Below are 16,798 nucleotides of genomic sequence, written 5' to 3' on the forward strand. Positions count from 1 at the left end.
AGCCGCCTGCTTCGCTGCCGGCAGTCGCCTGCATCGCGAGGCGACTGACGCCGTCCCGTTGCGGTACCGTCTTGTCATGCAGCCTCTCCTTTTTTAACCACGATGACCGCTCAATGACGCCACGCTACTGTTCACCACGTCCCTGCTCGCCACCTTTGTTCTTGCCACCCTCCTTCTCGTCACGCTCCTTTTCGCGGCGTCTGCTGTCGCTGGCCGCTGCCACGCTCACTGTGTTGCTGGCAGGCTGTGGCACCCAGCCGGGTTCTGACGCCGGTGACGGGAGCGATACCTTCGACTGGGTGACGTCCTCCCCCCACGGCAAGAGCAATTCGCGGGTTCGCCATCTGGTGTTGCACTACACCGATGATGATCTGCGCGGCTCCCTGATCAGCCTGACCGGCTCTCAGGTCAGCGCGCATTATCTGCTGTCGGCGCCGATGCCCGCGACTGGCCTGCCGCGCGTCTATCCGCTGGTGCCGGAAGCGCGCCGTGCCTGGCATGCCGGCGTCAGCCAGTGGGGTGAACGCAGCAACCTCAATGACACCTCCATCGGCATCGAGATCGTCAATGCCGGGCCGCAGGCACTGGTGCCACTGCCGGCAGGCGAGCAGGAAGATGCCACGGCGGCGGTCGCCAGACGGTGGTCCCCCTCGCGTGACTTCGCGCCTTGGAGCGAGGCGCAAATTACTGCATTGCTAACGCTGCTCAAGCCCATCATCGCGCGTCATGGCATCAAGGCGGTGGATGTCGTCGGGCATTCGGACATCGCCCCTGAGCGCAAGACCGACCCCGGCCCGCGCTTCCCATGGCAACGTCTGCATGAGGCCGGCATCGGCGCCTGGCCACGCACCTCTGACGTGCTGTGCTTCCAGCGCCAGCTGGCAAGCGAGGGCCTGCCATCACAAGAGGTTCTGCTCACGGCGCTCACGCATTACGGTTATCCGGTGGACGCCGCACGTCCCGAATTGGCGATTGCCGCATTCCAGGCACATTTTCGTCCCGGGGCGATCAGCGGAGCCTTCGATGCCGAGAGTGCCGCGATATTGCTGGCGCTCAATTCACGTTACCGTCAGCCACTGGGATGCCAGCCGTCCTGAAACCGCCAGTCGCGAGATCTTCGCAGTCATCTGAACGACACTTCTCTGTCACATTTCTGACGCAGCATCGGTTCGTCCTTGACGCGTTAAACAGATTTGCATGGCAGTTTGACGACCGCCGTCTACTCTGGGGTGAGGCATGACCAGAGAGGATCATGGACAGACAAGCTAGCGACTGGCTCGGAGAAGCCGGAATACCCCATCACAATGAGGTTCATCATGGCTGACAACATTCTCAGTGCAGTACCTGATACGGCAGCAGACATGACAACACCCGCCACATCCCCCGGCGCTCTCGGATTCGTCGTCTGTGATGACAACCGCATCTACGGTGCGGGCATGAGCGAAGAAGACTGCCTCGACAACGCCCTCGAGTGCCTGTGTGGTTACTGTGAGCGCAGCGCGCTCAAGAAGATGCTGGAACTGTGCCAAGCCGGCGTGCGCTACCCCCTGCGCCAGCTCCCCGCCAGCCAGGCATGCGTCAAGAGCTGCCAGGCTTCAGGCCCCACCAATCATTACCGCATTCATGACGGCGTCGCCTACATGCCCGAAGAGTTTCCCGAATCGCTCTCTGCCTGACCTCTGTTCACGCAGCTCACTGGGACTGATAAAGGGACTGGCACAAGCAGCACACCACTGACCGAGCCAGCCTTTTCCCTCTCCTTTCCCTCCTTCCCACACTTCCACCTCATCCCCATCTCGAGAGCGAAAGAAGACGCCGCCCCCGACACTGACGATTCAGTGCCGGAGGCGGCGTTCTGGTGTGGTGAACCCGATCGACTGGCAGCCCTCGAAAAGTCCTGGCGACGGCTGGCAATCGATCGACTTGCGAACGATCAGCCTCCGAGATAGGCGCGTCGTACGTCGTCATTGGCCAGCAGCGCCTTGCCGCTATCCGCCAATACCACTCGACCATGCTCCAGCACATAACCGCGATCGGCGATCGACAAGGCACGATGGGCGTTCTGCTCCACCAGGAAGATGGTGGTGCCCTGCTCGCGCAGCTGCTCGACGATCTCGAAGATCTGCCCGATCACGATGGGCGCCAGCCCCAGCGATGGCTCATCGAGCAACAGCAGCCGCGGCCGACTCATCAGGGCGCGCCCGATGGCCAGCATCTGCTGCTCTCCACCGGACATGGTGCCGCCGCGCTGCTGGAAGCGCTCCTTGAGACGCGGGAATAGCCCCAGCACGTGCTCGATGCTGCGCTCGTTCTCCTCCTTGCTCTGGTAATAGCCGCCCATGGCCAGGTTTTCCTCCACCGTCATGCCGGTGAAGATGCGGCGACCTTCCGGCACCACCGACAGACCACCGCGCATCACGCGCGCCGTGGGCGTGCCGGTGATCTCCTCGCCCTCGAACCACACCCGCCCGCTGGTCGGACGCGGATCGCCACAGATCGACATCAGAAGCGTCGTCTTGCCGGCGCCGTTGGCACCGATCAGCGTCACGATCTCGCCCTGGCCGACGGCCAGCGAGACATCATTGAGCGCCTGCACCGGCCCGTAGTGGGTGGTCAGATGCTCGAGGGCCAGCATGGCCTCCCGGGGCGCGAGCTCCTCACCGGCAAGCGTGGCCTCGGGCGTCACGTCTTCGACATGCTCACTCATGATCACTCTTCCCCCAGATAGGCCTTGATCACGGCATCATTGCGCCGTATGTCCTCCGGACTGCCATCCGCCAGCGGCTGGCCCTGATTGACCACGTAGATGTGGTCCGAGATGCCCATCACCAGGCTCATGTCATGCTCGATCAACAGCACCGAGATGCCCTCATCGCGGGTCAGGCTGACGATCAGATCATCCAGATCACGTGTCTCGTTGGGATTGAGGCCTGCCGCCGGCTCATCCAGCATCAGCAGCCGCGGCCTGGCGACCATGCAGCGCGCGATCTCGAGTCGGCGCTGCTGACCATAGGCCAGATTGCCTGCCTCGCGGTTGGCGAATTCGAGCAGACCGACTCGCTCCAGCCAGTCGCCGGCATGCTGCATCAGCGCCTTTTCACTGCGTCGATAGCCCGGCGTCTTGAACAGTCCCTTGAAAAGATTGCGTTCGGCGTGCATGTGCTGCGCCACCAGCAGGTTCTCGATGACGGTCATCTCCTTGAACAGCCGCACATTCTGGAAGGTGCGCACCATGCCGGCCTGGGCGATGCGATAGCCCGGCAGAAGATGCATGGCGCGATTCTGGAAATACACCTCGCCGCCGGTGGGCTGATAGAAGCCGGAGATGCAGTTGAAGACGGTGGTCTTGCCTGCACCGTTCGGCCCGATGACCGACACCACCTCGCCCGGATGCACCTGGAGCGTCACGCCGTCCACGGCCTTGAGGCCACCGAACTGCATGGTGAGATCGCGCACATCCAGCAATGGCGCTCCGCCCTCGGCGCGCGCCTGACGACGCGAGGAGGCAACCGGTGTCGGATTGTCGTGCTCTTGCCTGTCGCGGACCTGCTTGTCACGGACCTGCTTGTCATGTGTATCAGCCACGGTCGAGCTCCATCTGCGGTCGTTTGAGCGGCACCAGGCCTTGGGGACGCCAGACCATCATCAACACCATCATCAGTCCGAACAGCAGCATGCGATATTCATTGAATTCGCGTGCCAGCTCCGGCAGCAGCGTCATGGCGATCGCGGCCAGGATCACGCCCAGCTGCGAGCCCATCCCGCCCAGCACCACGATGGCCAGAATGATCGCCGACTCGATAAAGGTGAAGGACTCGGGGCTGATGAAGCCCTGACGCGCGGCGAAGAAGGCGCCGGCGAAGCCCGCGAAGCTCGCGCCGATCGTGAAGGCCGAGAGCTTGATGCCGGTGGGGTTCATGCCCAGCGAGCGACAGGCGATATCATCCTCACGCAGCGCCTCCCACGCCCGCCCGATGGGCATGCGCAGCAGGCGGTAGATCACGAACAGCGTGATCAGCACCAGGATCAAGGCCAGCAGATACAGGTAGATCACCTTGAGGGCCGGGTCGTAGTCGATGCCGAAGTACTCATGGAAGGCGATGTTGCCCTCGTCGGCTCGCCGCGAGAACTCGAGGTTGAACAAGGTCGGCTTGGGAATGCGCGCGATGCCATTCGGGCCACCGGTCAGCTCGGTCCAGTTGTTGAGCAGGATGCGGATGATCTCCCCGAAACCCAGCGTCACGATGGCCAGGTAATCCCCGCGCAGTCGCAATACCGGGAAGCCGAGCAGATAGCCGAACAGCGCCGTCATCAACCCGGCGATGGGCAATGCCTCCCAGAAGCTGAAGCCCAGATAGCTGTTGAGCAGCGCATAGGTATAGGCCCCGACGGCGTAGAAGCCCACGTAGCCGAGATCCAGCAGCCCGGCGAGCCCCACTACCACGTTGAGCCCCAGGCCCAGCATGATGTAGATCAGCGTCAGGGTGGCGAGATCCACCGCCGAGCGGTTGGAGAGGAACGGAAAGATCAGCAGCGCGCCGATGGCCAGCATGATCCACAGTTGACGCTTCTGGCCGCTCATCACATCGGGGACGCTGAAACGTGAGGGTTTGCGGGTACGCGCCCGCCACTCCTCGATCTGCGGGCGTACCAGCTGATGCAGGAAGACGGCCAGCGCCGCAGCCAGCAACCAGCCCCAGGTGTCCATGCCCATCAAGCGCACCGTGGTGGTGATGCCGGTGGATTCGAGCTGCACCCCCAGCACCGAGCCGCCCAGCACGAGGGTCAGCACGGCGGCCGCGAGCGCCGACCACCAGGGACGCCGATAGGCAGGCTGGGGCGGCAACGTCTCGGCAGGCGAGGTGCCCGCCTTCTTCAGAGTCTGTTTCGCAAGCTTGGGCATCAGATCTTCTCCACTTCGGGCTTGCCGAGAATCCCGGAGGGACGGAACAGCAGAATCAGGATCAGCAGTCCGAAGGCCACCACGTCCTTGTATTCCGTGGACAGGTAACCGCCGGTCAGCGCCTCCGCGACCCCCAGCAGCAGTCCGCCCAGCATCGCGCCGGGGATGCTGCCGATACCGCCCAGCACCGCCGCCGTGAACGCCTTGAGACCGGCCAGGAAGCCGATGTAGGGATTGACCACGCCGTAGTACATGCCGAGCAGCAGGCCCGCCACGGCGGCAAGCGCCGCCCCGATCACGAAGGTCATCGAGATGATCATGTCGGTATTGATGCCCAGCAGACGCGCCATGCCGGCATCCTGCGAGCAGGCACGACAGGCACGCCCCAGGCGGGAGCGCGAGATGAAGGACGACAGCAGCAGCATGCACACCAGGGTGACGCTGAAGATGATCACCTGCATGTAGGAGAGATTGACCGCGAAGCTTTCCAGCCCGAACTCCCAACCGCCCGGAATCAGGCTGGAGATCGCCATGTCACGCGAGCCCTGGGCCAGCCGCATGTAGTTCTGCAGGAAGATCGACATGCCGATCGCCGAGATCAGCGCGATCAGACGCTTGGAGCCACGTACCGGACGATAGGCCACCCGCTCCACGGCAAAGCCGTAGGCGCAGGACACCAGCACCGCCACCAGCAAGGCGGCCGCCATCAGGAAGAAGGGGTTGGCGATGCCCAGCATGCCCAGCGCCGCGATGACGATGAAGGTCACGTAGGTGCCGATCATGTAGATCTCGCCGTGGGCGAAATTGATCATGCCGATGATGCCGTAGACCATCGTGTAGCCGATGGCGATCAAGGCATAGGTACTGCCGATGGTCAGGCCATTGATGACCTGTTGCAGGAAGTAGAGGATGTCTTCCATTGAAACGACCCTTGGCCGCGACTGTCTTCGGCTTGTGGCCGGTGACCGTCAGGGAAATGCCGCATGCGCGGCGACAACGGGAAGGCACGGCGATATTGCATCACCGTGGACTCGACCGAACGGAGAAGCCCGCCATGCCAGGAGGCATGACGGGAAGCGTCTCGGGGTTGATCCACCACGGCCACAAGAGGTCTCGAACAAGGTCTCAAATGATCGCTCAAATGAGGTGCCAGATGAGATGCCACATGGCCGTGGCGAAGGCTGGGCTCAGACGAGCAGAGGCCAGCCGATGATCAATGTGCCGCTTCGCTCTTGGTTCCGTCGGCGTGCCAGTTGTAGACGACGAAGTTGAAGTCCTTCAGATCGCCCTTCTCGTCGTATTCGACCTTGCCGATGGGCGTGTCGAAGCTGTTGGCGCGCAGATATTCGGCGACGTCATACGGGTCGGTGGAATCGGCGCCCTTGATGCCATCGGCGATCAGTTCCACCGCGGTATAGGCTGGCATGACGAACGGGCCGGAGGGGTCTTGATCCTTGTCCTTGAAGGCCGCGACCAGATCAGCGTTCTTCGGGTCGGTCTCGAAGGCCGGCGGCAGCGTCACGTAAAGGCCTTCGGAGGCCTGACCGGCGATCTTGGAAATGTCCGGGTTGCCGACCCCTTCCGGGCCCATGAAGGGGGCATCGAAGCCCAGCTCACGCGACTGACGCAGCAAGAGGCCCAGCTCCGGGTGATAGCCGCCGTAGTAGACGAAGTCGACGTTCTCCTTCTTGAGCTTGGAGATCAGCGCCGAGAAATCCTTGTCGCCCGCCGTGATGCCCTCGAACAGCACCACATCGATTCCTGCTTCCTCGACGGTGTCGCGCACGCCGGTGGCGATGCCTTCCCCATACTGCTGCTTGTCGTGGATCACGGCCATGTGCGTGGGCTTGATCGTCTCGGCGATATAGCGCCCGGCGACCGGCCCCTGCAGGGAGTCCAGGCCGATGGTGCGGAAGACCAGCTCATAGCCCTGCTCGGTGATGGTCGGGCTGGTGGACGCCGCCGTGATCATCATCACGCCTTCCTCGGCGTAGATGTCCGAGGCCGGCTGGGTCGCGCTGGAGCACAGGTGCCCGATCACGTACTGGACACCGTCATTGACGATCTGGTTGGCCACCGCCACCGCCTGCTTGGGATCACAGGCGTCGTCGTATTTGACGCCCTTGAGCATCTCGCCGTCGACGCCACCGGCGGCATTGATCCGTTCGATGGCCATCTCGGCACCGATGAACTGCATGTCACCGTACTGGGCGACTGGCCCCGTGACCGGGCCTGCCATGGCGATGGTGATATCGGCCTGAGCCTGGGTGGACATCGCCGCGGCGATACCGAGAGCGAGAAGAGACCTGCGCATCATGATGAGAATTCCTGTTCCCGATTATTGTTGTACTACGGCCGGGCAGACCTGACTGACGCCTGGTGGCAGCGCTGGGCTGACCGCAAAAGGCTGGCGACAGTGTCTGTCATTCGCTGACCTTGTGCGCCGCTGCCAGCCTGCAGGCAGGGGGTCGACACGTCAGGAATGCCTTGAAAGCATTATTGGCAGCAGCGAATACGCATGTAAAGTGACCGTTTGGGCGCTCATGAATGCGGCTCGGCAGCCTGCCAATAGCGAAAAGCACCACGCTTTCCAATGTGGCCAGACAATCCTCGGAAAACCCGATCAAAGCCAGTCATTGGCACATGCCAACACGCGGATAACAGGATTTCCCTCTCCTATTGCACCATCAGGACGCGCCGCAGCCCCCTGCCCGGCTACGCCCAAGGTTGTAAGAGAAGCAATCCTGCCGCCCCCCACCCGAGCAACCGGTTGCCTCTGAGCCATGCACTGAGCTGCAATGTGATGATTTGCGACGCAACAGGCAAGATAACGGGATAACTTGTTGATGACACTTCCCCGTCAGATACCCGCCAGCCCTGAACGCCACGCGCCCGACGATGGGTGACATCGTCGGGCGCGCAGGGTCATGCCTTTAGCAACGCGAATGCTGGGGGATGGAGAATAGCGTCAGCCCAGCGCGATCAGGCGATTGCGAACATCGTTGATCTGGTCGCGCAGTCGACCGGCTTCCTCGAACTCGAGGTTCTTGGCCGCGGCAAACATGGCATCTTCGAGACGGCTGATCTCCTTCTCGAGCGCCTGAGGCCCTTCGGCCGCCAGCGCAGCGTAGTCCGGCGTCTCTTCCGCCACCTGACGCTCGCTGCCCTTGCGACGGCTGCTCTTGCGGCCCGGCGCCTGGGCACCTTCCATGATATCCGCCACCGACTTGGTGATGGTGCGCGGCGTGATGCCGTGCTCGTCATTGAAGGCCATCTGCTTCTCGCGACGGCGTTCGGTCTCGGCGATGGCCCGCTGCATGGAATCGGTGATGCGGTCCCCGTACAGAATGGCCTTGCCGTTGGCGTTACGCGCCGCGCGACCGATGGTCTGGATCAGGGAGCGTTCCGAGCGCAGGAAGCCCTCCTTGTCGGCATCCAGAATCGCCACCAGCGAGACCTCCGGAATATCGAGGCCCTCACGCAGCAGGTTGATGCCGACCAGCACATCGAACTTGCCCAGACGCAGGTCACGAATGATCTCGACCCGCTCGACGGTGTCGATGTCGGAGTGCAGATAGCGCACCCGCACGTCGTGCTCGCCCAGATATTCGGTCAGGTCTTCTGACATGCGCTTGGTCAGCGTGGTGATCAGCACGCGCTCGCCGACCTTGGTGCGCGCGCGAATCTCCGAGAGGACGTCATCCACCTGGGTCGAGGCCGAACGCACCTCGATGACCGGATCGAGCAGCCCGGTGGGACGTACCACCTGCTCCACCACCTGGCCGGCATGCTCTTCCTCATAGGGGCCAGGCGTCGCCGAGACGAATACGGTCTGCGGCAGGATGCTCTCCCACTCCTCGAATTTCATCGGGCGGTTGTCGAGGGCCGACGGCAGCCGGAAGCCGTACTCCACCAGCGTTTCCTTGCGCGAACGGTCACCGCGATACATGCCGCCGACCTGCGGCACACTGACGTGGGACTCATCGATGAAGACCAGCGCGTCCTTGGGCAGGTAGTCGAAGAAGGTCGGCGGCGCATTGCCGGGATCACGCCCCGACAGATAGCGCGAGTAGTTCTCGATGCCGTTGCAGTAGCCCAGCTCCATCATCATCTCGATGTCATAGAGGGTGCGCTGCTCCAGGCGCTGGGCCTCGACCAGCTTGTCGTGCTTGCGCAGGTAATCGAGGCGCTCGACCAGTTCTTCCTTGATGTGATCGACCGCGGCGACGATGGTCTCGCGCGGCGTCACGTAGTGGCTCTTGGGATAGATGGTCATGCGCGGTACCGACTCGGCCACTTCACCGGTCAGCGGATCGAACAGCCGGATGGAATCGATCTCGTCATCGAACAGCTCGACACGCACCGCCTGCTCTTCGGAATCGGCCGGGAAGACATCGATCACATCGCCGCGCACCCGATAGGTACCGCGCCGGAAATCCATGTCGTTGCGGGTGTACTGCAGCTCCGCCAGACGCCTGAGGAAGCCGCGCTGATCGATCTGCTCGCCACGATTGAAGTGCAGGCGCATCTTCAGGTACTGGTCCGGGTCACCCAGGCCGTAGATGGCCGAGACGGAGACCACGATGATCGCATCGCGGCGCTCCAGCAGCGCCTTGGTCGCCGACAGACGCATCTGCTCGATGTGGTCGTTGATCGAGGCATCCTTCTCGATGAAGGTGTCCGAGGAGGCGACGTAGGCTTCGGGCTGGTAGTAATCGTAATAGGAGACGAAATATTCGACGGCGTTGTCGGGGAAGAACGACTTGAACTCGCCGTATAGCTGCGCCGCCAGCGTCTTGTTGGGGGCCATGACGATGGCCGGGCGCTGCAGGCGCTCCACGATGTTGGCCACCGTGAAGGTCTTGCCGGAGCCGGTCACGCCCAGAAGAGTCTGATGCGCCAGGCCCGCGTCCAGGCCGGTGATCAGCTTCTCGATGGCCGCCGGTTGGTCACCGGCCGGCTGAAACTTGGAATCGATGCGAAATGGTTTGCTCATGCGCTCTCAATGGTGGCAGTCAGTCGGGTCTTCAACTGACGACAGGCAGATGATTGCCCGGCGGCATCATTCGCTCGCGGGCGCTTCTCGACTGGTCACCGAGACCCGGGTGCTGGTCATCAGGCGATGGATGGGGCAACGCTCGGAGATCTCGATCAGGCGCGCGCGTGTCTCGGCGTCCAGCTCATGGCCCTCCTCAGCCAGAAACTGCATGCTGACCGTGAGGCGATATTCGCTGTTGCTGCCACGGCGCTCGTCGCTGTCGTCCCGGTCCACCGTGGTGATGATCCCCGCCAGCGGCAAGCCCTTGCGCCGGGCGTACATCTGCACGGTGATCGACTTGCAGGCCCCCAGCGACAGATCGAAGTAGTCATGCGGGTCCGGGGCGCTCTCGTCGCCACCGACCACCGCCGGCACATCGACCAGCAACTCATCAAAGCTTGCGACCTGTACCCGTTGCACGAAGCTGCCTGACCGACGGCTGATTACCTCGATGCTCATTCGTCACCTCCCTGTCGCTGATCTATCCGTGATCCCGCTCGTGAGACGTTGCCTGTTTCCCGCCTGTCCAGCGTCACCGCACCGCGGTCACTTGACCTTGTAACCGGCCTTCTCGACCGTCTTGACCAGTGCGTCATAACGCACCTGACCGTCGACTTCGGCAAAGCCACGCCCGACCTCGGCTTCCTTGACGCCATCCATCATCATCAGCGCCGTGGTGACCTTGTTGACGTCCTTGACGCTCTCGACGCCGATCAGAGTAAGAGAAAAGCTGGCCATCGTGTCATTCCTGTCATGCAGTAAAAAAGGGGCGCCGCGGCGCATTGCAGCCGTCAAGAATAGCACGGTTGCCTGACAGTCAGCGCGCATCAGACTCGCCGCGAGCCAGGCCCGAGAAACGCCTGGCAGGACGGGAACACTGATTTGCCCGTTCTTTTACTGCCACTTGGGGCACAAGGGGCTGACAGCCGCCAGCTGGCGCGTGACAATGCGGGCATCCGACATGCCGCCTGGTTGCCAGTGCGCCACCGGCAGTTCACTCCTTCGCAACAGGATGATGGTAGATGAATCCCTTGAAGACCCTGATGCAAGACCACGGCTACCAGCTCGGCGAGGACGGCCGCCTGACGCTGGGTGAGCCAGCCGACGCCTCCATGCCACTCGCTGACATGCCTCACGCTGGCGTAGCCGACCGTGCCTTGGCCGAGAATGCACTGACTCCGCTGGGCAATTTCGAGGTACTCGAGGTCTGCGGCAAGGATGGCGAACGCTTTCTGCAGGGACAGACCTCACAGCAGCTGAGTCTGGTCGATGGCGAGCTGGCGCCGCTGACGACCTTCTGCACCCCGAAGGGACGCATTCTGGCCATGGCTCAGCTGCTGCGCGTCAGCGAAGAGCGCCTGTGGCTGGTGATGCCGGCTGGCACCGCCGAACCGCTGCGCGCCCATCTGGCCAAGTTCGCGCCCTTCTACAAGGTGACGCTGGAGGTGTCGAGTGAGCTGAGCGTGCTCGGCCTGCTCGGCGAGCAGACTCTGGCGGCCTGTGCCGACGCCCTGGCGGCACCTGCGCTGGCCGAGCATGACCTGGCCATGCGCTCGGTCCTCCCGTCGCCCCTGCTGTCGAGCGAGGACGATGAACCGCAGGCCTGCGCGCTGGCGCGCCAGCCGTCAGGCAATACCCCGCGCGCGATACTGGTCGGCCCGCATGCCGCCCTGGCAGACCTCGCGACAGCGCTGTTCGCACGCGATGTGGCCGCCAGCGATGACACCCACTGGCGCCTGGAAGATATCCGCGCCGGGCTGCAATGGGTCACCTCCGCGCAGACTGACAGCTGGCTGCCGCAGATGCTCAATCTGGAAGCCCTCGCCGCGATCAGCTTCAAGAAGGGCTGCTACACCGGTCAGGAAGTCGTGGCCCGCGCCCACTTCCGCGGTCAGGTCAAGAAGCGCCTGCAACGCCTGACGACGGCGCAGCCGGCCGACTTGCCTGCGGTGGGCAGCAAGGTCACAAGCCCCGACGGCAAGTCCCTCGGCGAAGTGCTGCAGGCAGCCCATGATGAGCAGGGTCGCCTGGAGCTGCTGGCCGTGATCAGCCTGCGCGATGAAGAGATCGCATTGGCATTGGAAGATGGCACCCAGCTTGAGCGCAGCGCGCTGCCCTATGCCGTCGAGCGTCGCGACCCGGAGCAGCTCAAGGGCTGAAGGGCACGGCTTGAAAGGCTGATCGCCCTGAGGGACTGATCGCTGAAAGCCGCCACAGGAAAGCCCCGCACGTGCCAACGTACGGGGCTTTTGTCTTTCAAGGACTGCAGACCTCACGCACCTGCCGGGGCTCACAGCCCTTCCGGCAGCCAGCCATCTCCTGCAATCAGGTGCTCGATCAGCTCCTGCACCGGCATCGGTCGTGCATAGAGATAGCCCTGATGCAGCGAGCAGCCATGCGCGAGCAATTCGGCTCGCTGCTCCGGCGTCTCGATGCCTTCGGCCACCACCGCAAGATGGAAGGCCTCCGCCAGCCCCAGCATCGCTTCGATCATGGCCTGCCCCTTGCTGGAGCCCAGCGCCGTCACGAACTGCCGATCGATCTTGAGCTTGTCGAACGGCAACCGCTGCAGCTGCGACAGCGAGGAGTAGCCCGTGCCGAAATCGTCCAATGCCAACGCCACACCGTGAGCCCGGATGGTCTGGAACAGCACGGCCAGGGCCTGGATGTCATCCGGCAGCTGGCTCTCGACCAGCTCAAGCGTCAGGCGCTCACATAGCTCCGGATGCCGGAACAACATGTCCAGGTCTGACAGGAAGCGCTTGTCCATCATGTGGCGCACGGTCACGTTGACGCTCAGATGCAGCTCATGACCGCTTTCGTGGACGCGCATCAGGGTCGCGATGCTTTCCTTGAGCACCCAGCGCCCCAGCGCGACATCCAGGCGGGCGGATTCGACGATCGCCATGAAGTCCGCCGAGCCCATCAAGCCATGTTCGGGGTGCTGCCAGCGAATCAGCGCCTCCGACAGCTGCAAGCGGCCGGTACGCCCGTCGACGATCGGCTGCACGAAGAGCCTGAGCTGATTCTCGCGCAGAGCGACGGTGAACTCGGCCTCCAATTGCTTGAGGCGACGCAACTCACGCTCCGCCTCTTCATCGAAGAAATGCCACTCGCGTTGGCATTGCTGGGTATCGTGCAGGGCACGTTCGGCGCGATAGACCAGCGCATCCACCTGATGGCCATCCTCGGGATAGCGCGTGATGCCCAGGCTCGGCTGCAGATAGATCACCTCATCATTGAGCGTGACCTTGTCGCGCACGGCATTCAGCAGGTTGTCCAGCCAGCCACTGATACCGCCACGCGTCGCTTCCAGCAGCCGGCGCTGGACCATGATCAGCAGCCTGTCGGTCTCGAGGCGCGCCACATCGCCGGAATTTCCCAGCAAGGGAGCGATACGCATCTGGACCTGCTCCAGCTGGTGATTGCCCGGCTCGGCGCCGGCATGATCGTAGAGCACCTGCAAGCCGCCGATCCTAAGCGCCATCAGCACGAAGCCCTCCATCGGCGCGACCTCGCCCAGCTGGTCAATCCGCACCTTGATCAGGCGCAGCATGCCTTCACGACTGAGCAGACCGGTATCGAGATCCGTCTCGCGCTCCTCGAGCAACTGGTGCTGGAGCAGCACACGCTCCTGCTCCAGTCCTCTTACCACCAGAGTATCGAGGGTCATGTCCAGCAACGGCATCATCTCGGTGGCGTTGAGTCGATGGCCGCGACTGGCCACCAGCAGCAATTCGCTGCGCCCGGGATGCGGCGAGACCGAATAGCCCATCAGCTGGCTGGCGCCCAGTCGCTGGCACAGCAGCAGCGCGCGATCTTCCTGCTCATCGACATTTTTGTCGACGCTCCCATCGCCATCGCGTCGCGAGCGATCGCCGGCTGACACGCACACGCGCCCCACCGGCAGGCGCCAGAGAGGATCACGCCGCAACGATGCTTCACTCAACCACTCACGCTCATCATGACTCTGCAGAATCAGGTAGCCGGCGTTGGGATTTCCCACCTCACGCCGATAGATGATGATCTCTGCCCCCAGCATCTCGCGCACGCGCTGCAGGTAGCGGGTGAGAGAGGCACGCGCATTCTGCGGCGTGTGGGTTTCATAGGGGACGCTCAGGAATTGCTGGTTGAGAATGCTGTGGCGCTGGTATTGATGCTCGAGATAGGCGCCATAGGCCCGACTCGCCCTGCGGCGCCGACTGTCGCGCACCAGCATGCCGATAGTGCCCATGCCCGCCAGCAAAATGATCAACAGCAGCACCGCCAGCGGAGTGCCCATCTCCTGCAGCAACTGAGCGACGCGATTTTCATCCTGCCAGCAGGCCTTGGCATGGTTGTAGCGATCGGCACGGCCGGACGCCGGCAAGGCCACGCAGACCTGCTGCGTCGCGATGGGCTGTGGCATGGCGTTGCTGACCACCTGCAGACCCTTCAAGCCCAGCACGGCCGCCTGCTCGTCAAGCAGGTCTGTCGTGAGCGGCATGCCCAGAATCAACAGCCCCTGCTCGTCCTGCGGCGGCAAGGCCTCCTCATCCTCGTAGAGCCCCTGCATACCGATCAGCCATGGTTGGTTATCGACGATCAACCAGGCCAGCTGGGGTTGTGTCGGTGACTGGCGGGCCGCCTGCATGACGGGGGCGAGCGCACGTCGCCAGCTCACCGGCTGCTTGCCCAGCCAGTCGGCCCCCGGCGACCCGGCGTTGTGCTGCACCCAGGCGGCCACCTGCCCATCGCCACGCACCGCAGAGATCAGATGTATGCCGGTATTGATGGCGAACTCGGGGCCATACATGTACTCGAGCCAGGTCGTGTCGAGCTCGGGCTCGCGCAGAAACCTGGTCACGGCTTCTTCCCAGTAGCCGTTTTCCTGCAACTGTCCCGCGAGCAGGCGCTGTTCACTCTGGACCCACAAGGCCAGCCGCTGCCTGTCGGACTCACGATCCGCCTCGCGGGATTGCGTGATCTGGCTGGCCGTCAACCAGGCGGTGGCCAGCAATGCCGCCAGCAACAGCAGCGGCAGCAGATACATCCGATAGCGGGGACCAGCAGGCAGGGAGGCGTGCGCGAAGACAGCAGAAGACTCGTGTGCCGGCACACGAGAGGAGGAACGCGATGCTGAAGAATCTGACATTGATTTACCGATGATGAGGCGACCTCCTGAACCGGGTCGGCAGGCTGTCGCCTGGCCTTTGAGGTCAGTCTAGATCAGACGTTCAGTTGAAGAATACGCTGCACATTCGTCGTGGTGGATAACGCGATATCGTGGCGACTGCTCGAGCGGAGTTCCGCCACCACATCCGCGACCTTGGCCACTCGCGAAGGCTCATTGCGCTGGCCCTGAAACCCGCACAGCGGCATGTCGGGGCTGTCGGTTTCCAGCACGAAGCCATCGTCGGGCAGTGACGCCACCACTCCGCGCAGCTTGTTGGCACGCGGGTAGGTCACGCTGCCGCCCAGCCCCAGCACGAAGCCAAGCTCGAGAAAGCGCTCTGCCTGCACCTGACTGCCCGAGAAGGCGTGGATGATGCCGCCACGGGTGAGTTGTGCCTGCTTGATACGCTTGGCGACTTCGTCATTGGCGCGCACGCAGTGCACGATGACAGGCAGGGAGAATTCGCGTGCCATGCTCAGCTGGGCCTCGAACAGCTGCCATTGGGCGTCATGATCGGCCAGTCGCGCATCGAAGCCACATTCGCCCAACGCGACGATCTGGCCGGCATGCTGATCGAGAGCCTGATGAAGCGCCGCCAGCGCGCCCTCACCATGCTCGGACAGAAAATAGGGATGCAGTCCCAGGGCAGCGAAGATACGCGCCGATGAATCCGCCAGCGCCAGCACTGCCGAAAAGCTTGCCACCGTGGTGGCGGGCACCACGAAGGCCGAGACATCTTCCTGCTCGGCACGCGCGATGACCGCCTCACGATCCGGCGTGAAGTCAGCGAAATCCAGATGACAATGACTGTCGATCAGCATGGAATCTCCCGGTGATGGTCGTACAGCCATCGTGCTATATCAGCGTGTGTCAGACAAACGAAGGGACCGGCCTGGTGGCCGGTCCCTTGAGGACGAGTGTCGATATTGCTTGCCAGTCGTCGTGACTGACGCAGATGGCCTAGGCCGCCTCCACCGGCGCTGCCGGCGCCAGCTCGGAGGTGCAATGACCACAACGGGTCGCCGCCAGCGGCACCTTGGAAAGACAATACGGGCAATCCTTGTCGGTGACCTCTTCCGGCGCTTCCTCGGCTTCCTTCTTGAGCTTGTTGATCTGGCGGATCAACACGAATACCGCCAGCGCCACCAGGGCGAAACTGATGATGGCATTGATGAACAAGCCATAGTTCAGCGTGACGGCTCCCGCTTCCTTGGCGGCCTCGAGACTGGCGTAGGGCGCGGCCTGAGCGCCTTCCTTGAGGACGACAAAGAAGTTGGCGAAATCGACTCCGCCGATCAGCAGCCCGATCAACGGGTTGAGCATGTCACCGACCAGACTCTTGACGATCAGTGTGAATGCCCCGCCGATGATGATGCCGACCGCCATGTCGACGACGCTTCCCTTGACGGCAAAATCACGAAATTCCTGCATGAATCCGGACATCTGTCATCTCCTGTCACTCGCTAACCATCCGGTGGATTGCCACGCATCATGCATGGCCCGCACTGAGACACATCCCACGCCATTGTTGTTGTCATTGTCTGCGCCCTACCGACCTTCGCCCCAGCAAGCTTCATCACCCGGATGCCAGCAAGACAACATGACCCGAACATTATGCCGTGCTGATGCCGCGCCATGGGTTGGCTGTGTAAACGTAGGGTTACACGCATGTCTGGCCACGAAAAACGCCACCTTTATCCGG

14 protein-coding genes are annotated in these 16,798 nt (G+C 62.9%); 3 read left to right on the top strand and 11 right to left on the bottom strand.

From position 1 onward, the window contains the following. Positions 1–161: 161 nt before the first annotated feature. Complete coding sequence (locus H2O77_RS09980) at positions 162–1,097, top strand: N-acetylmuramoyl-L-alanine amidase (RefSeq protein WP_240548568.1); 936 nt, start codon at positions 162–164, stop codon at positions 1,095–1,097. A gap of 219 nt (positions 1,098–1,316) precedes the next feature. Beyond that, entirely contained in the window at positions 1,317–1,676 is a 360-nt protein-coding gene (locus H2O77_RS09985) for a hypothetical protein (protein ID WP_192838928.1), read from the top strand. A gap of 257 nt (positions 1,677–1,933) precedes the next feature. On the opposite strand, the gene H2O77_RS09990 is transcribed toward H2O77_RS09985, so the two are convergent. The 8 genes from H2O77_RS09990 to H2O77_RS10025 form a co-directional block, all read right to left on the bottom strand. Beyond that, complete coding sequence (locus tag H2O77_RS09990) at positions 1,934–2,635, bottom strand: ABC transporter ATP-binding protein (protein WP_043336899.1); 702 nt, start codon at positions 2,633–2,635, stop codon at positions 1,934–1,936. A gap of 74 nt (positions 2,636–2,709) precedes the next feature. Then, on the bottom strand, positions 2,710–3,465 hold the full coding sequence (livG, locus tag H2O77_RS09995) for a high-affinity branched-chain amino acid ABC transporter ATP-binding protein LivG (protein WP_276315239.1): 756 nt from the start codon (positions 3,463–3,465) through the stop codon (positions 2,710–2,712). A gap of 112 nt (positions 3,466–3,577) precedes the next feature. Further along, a complete protein-coding gene (gene livM, locus H2O77_RS10000; protein WP_082388855.1) occupies positions 3,578–4,903 on the bottom strand; it encodes a high-affinity branched-chain amino acid ABC transporter permease LivM in 1,326 nt (441 codons plus the stop codon). Then, the gene (gene livH / locus H2O77_RS10005) at positions 4,903–5,823 is read right to left on the bottom strand and encodes a high-affinity branched-chain amino acid ABC transporter permease LivH (protein WP_043336883.1); all 921 of its coding nucleotides are present in this window, start codon (positions 5,821–5,823) and stop codon (positions 4,903–4,905) included. Before livH ends, livM begins: the two co-directional genes overlap by 1 nt. Before the next feature lie 293 nt (positions 5,824–6,116). Then, positions 6,117–7,220, bottom strand: a complete 1,104-nt coding sequence (locus H2O77_RS10010) for a branched-chain amino acid ABC transporter substrate-binding protein (protein ID WP_043336885.1) — start codon at positions 7,218–7,220, stop codon at positions 6,117–6,119. 651 nt (positions 7,221–7,871) lie between these two features. Further along, the gene (gene uvrB, locus H2O77_RS10015) at positions 7,872–9,899 is read right to left on the bottom strand and encodes an excinuclease ABC subunit UvrB (protein ID WP_215822906.1); all 2,028 of its coding nucleotides are present in this window, start codon (positions 9,897–9,899) and stop codon (positions 7,872–7,874) included. A gap of 66 nt (positions 9,900–9,965) precedes the next feature. Continuing rightward, positions 9,966–10,400: an OsmC family protein gene (locus H2O77_RS10020; protein WP_054556999.1), complete on the bottom strand. Its 435-nt coding sequence runs from the start codon at positions 10,398–10,400 to the stop codon at positions 9,966–9,968. Between the two features lie 87 nt (positions 10,401–10,487). Beyond that, complete coding sequence (locus tag H2O77_RS10025) at positions 10,488–10,679, bottom strand: hypothetical protein (protein ID WP_054557000.1); 192 nt, start codon at positions 10,677–10,679, stop codon at positions 10,488–10,490. Positions 10,680–10,963: 284 nt separating this feature from the next. On the opposite strand from H2O77_RS10025, the gene H2O77_RS10030 reads away from it, so the two are divergent. After that, positions 10,964–12,100 carry a folate-binding protein gene (locus tag H2O77_RS10030; protein WP_240548569.1) on the top strand — a complete coding sequence of 379 codons (1,137 nt, stop codon included), beginning with the start codon at positions 10,964–10,966 and terminating at the stop codon, positions 12,098–12,100. A 131-nt stretch (positions 12,101–12,231) separates the two neighbouring features. On the opposite strand, the gene H2O77_RS10035 is transcribed toward H2O77_RS10030, so the two are convergent. From H2O77_RS10035 to mscL, 3 genes are all read right to left on the bottom strand, one after another. After that, positions 12,232–15,075, bottom strand: a complete 2,844-nt coding sequence (locus H2O77_RS10035; RefSeq protein WP_215822907.1) for an EAL domain-containing protein — start codon at positions 15,073–15,075, stop codon at positions 12,232–12,234. A 74-nt stretch (positions 15,076–15,149) separates the two neighbouring features. After that, on the bottom strand, positions 15,150–15,917 hold the full coding sequence (locus H2O77_RS10040) for a TatD family hydrolase (RefSeq protein WP_215822908.1): 768 nt from the start codon (positions 15,915–15,917) through the stop codon (positions 15,150–15,152). Between the two features lie 139 nt (positions 15,918–16,056). Then, positions 16,057–16,539: a large conductance mechanosensitive channel protein MscL gene (mscL, locus tag H2O77_RS10045; RefSeq protein ID WP_054557004.1), complete on the bottom strand. Its 483-nt coding sequence runs from the start codon at positions 16,537–16,539 to the stop codon at positions 16,057–16,059. Between the last annotated feature and the right edge of the window lie 259 nt (positions 16,540–16,798).

Origin of the sequence: Cobetia sp. 4B (assembly GCF_018831605.1) — a bacterium.
Lineage (GTDB): Bacteria > Pseudomonadota > Gammaproteobacteria > Pseudomonadales > Halomonadaceae > Cobetia > Cobetia amphilecti.

Coding starts and splice junctions, on each gene's coding strand:
- H2O77_RS09985 (WP_192838928.1), top strand. CDS start 1,317: ATGGCTGACAACATTCTCAGTGCAGTACCTGATACGGCAGCAGACATG.
- H2O77_RS09990 (WP_043336899.1), bottom strand. CDS start 2,635: ATGCTGGCCCTCGAGCATCTGACCACCCACTACGGGCCGGTGCAGGCG.
- livM (WP_082388855.1), bottom strand. CDS start 4,903: ATGCCCAAGCTTGCGAAACAGACTCTGAAGAAGGCGGGCACCTCGCCT.
- livH (WP_043336883.1), bottom strand. CDS start 5,823: ATGGAAGACATCCTCTACTTCCTGCAACAGGTCATCAATGGCCTGACC.
- H2O77_RS10010 (WP_043336885.1), bottom strand. CDS start 7,220: ATGATGCGCAGGTCTCTTCTCGCTCTCGGTATCGCCGCGGCGATGTCC.
- uvrB (WP_215822906.1), bottom strand. CDS start 9,899: ATGAGCAAACCATTTCGCATCGATTCCAAGTTTCAGCCGGCCGGTGAC.
- H2O77_RS10020 (WP_054556999.1), bottom strand. CDS start 10,400: ATGAGCATCGAGGTAATCAGCCGTCGGTCAGGCAGCTTCGTGCAACGG.
- H2O77_RS10025 (WP_054557000.1), bottom strand. CDS start 10,679: ATGGCCAGCTTTTCTCTTACTCTGATCGGCGTCGAGAGCGTCAAGGAC.
- H2O77_RS10030 (WP_240548569.1), top strand. CDS start 10,964: ATGAATCCCTTGAAGACCCTGATGCAAGACCACGGCTACCAGCTCGGC.
- H2O77_RS10035 (WP_215822907.1), bottom strand. CDS start 15,075: ATGTCAGATTCTTCAGCATCGCGTTCCTCCTCTCGTGTGCCGGCACAC.
- H2O77_RS10040 (WP_215822908.1), bottom strand. CDS start 15,917: ATGCTGATCGACAGTCATTGTCATCTGGATTTCGCTGACTTCACGCCG.
- mscL (WP_054557004.1), bottom strand. CDS start 16,539: ATGTCCGGATTCATGCAGGAATTTCGTGATTTTGCCGTCAAGGGAAGC.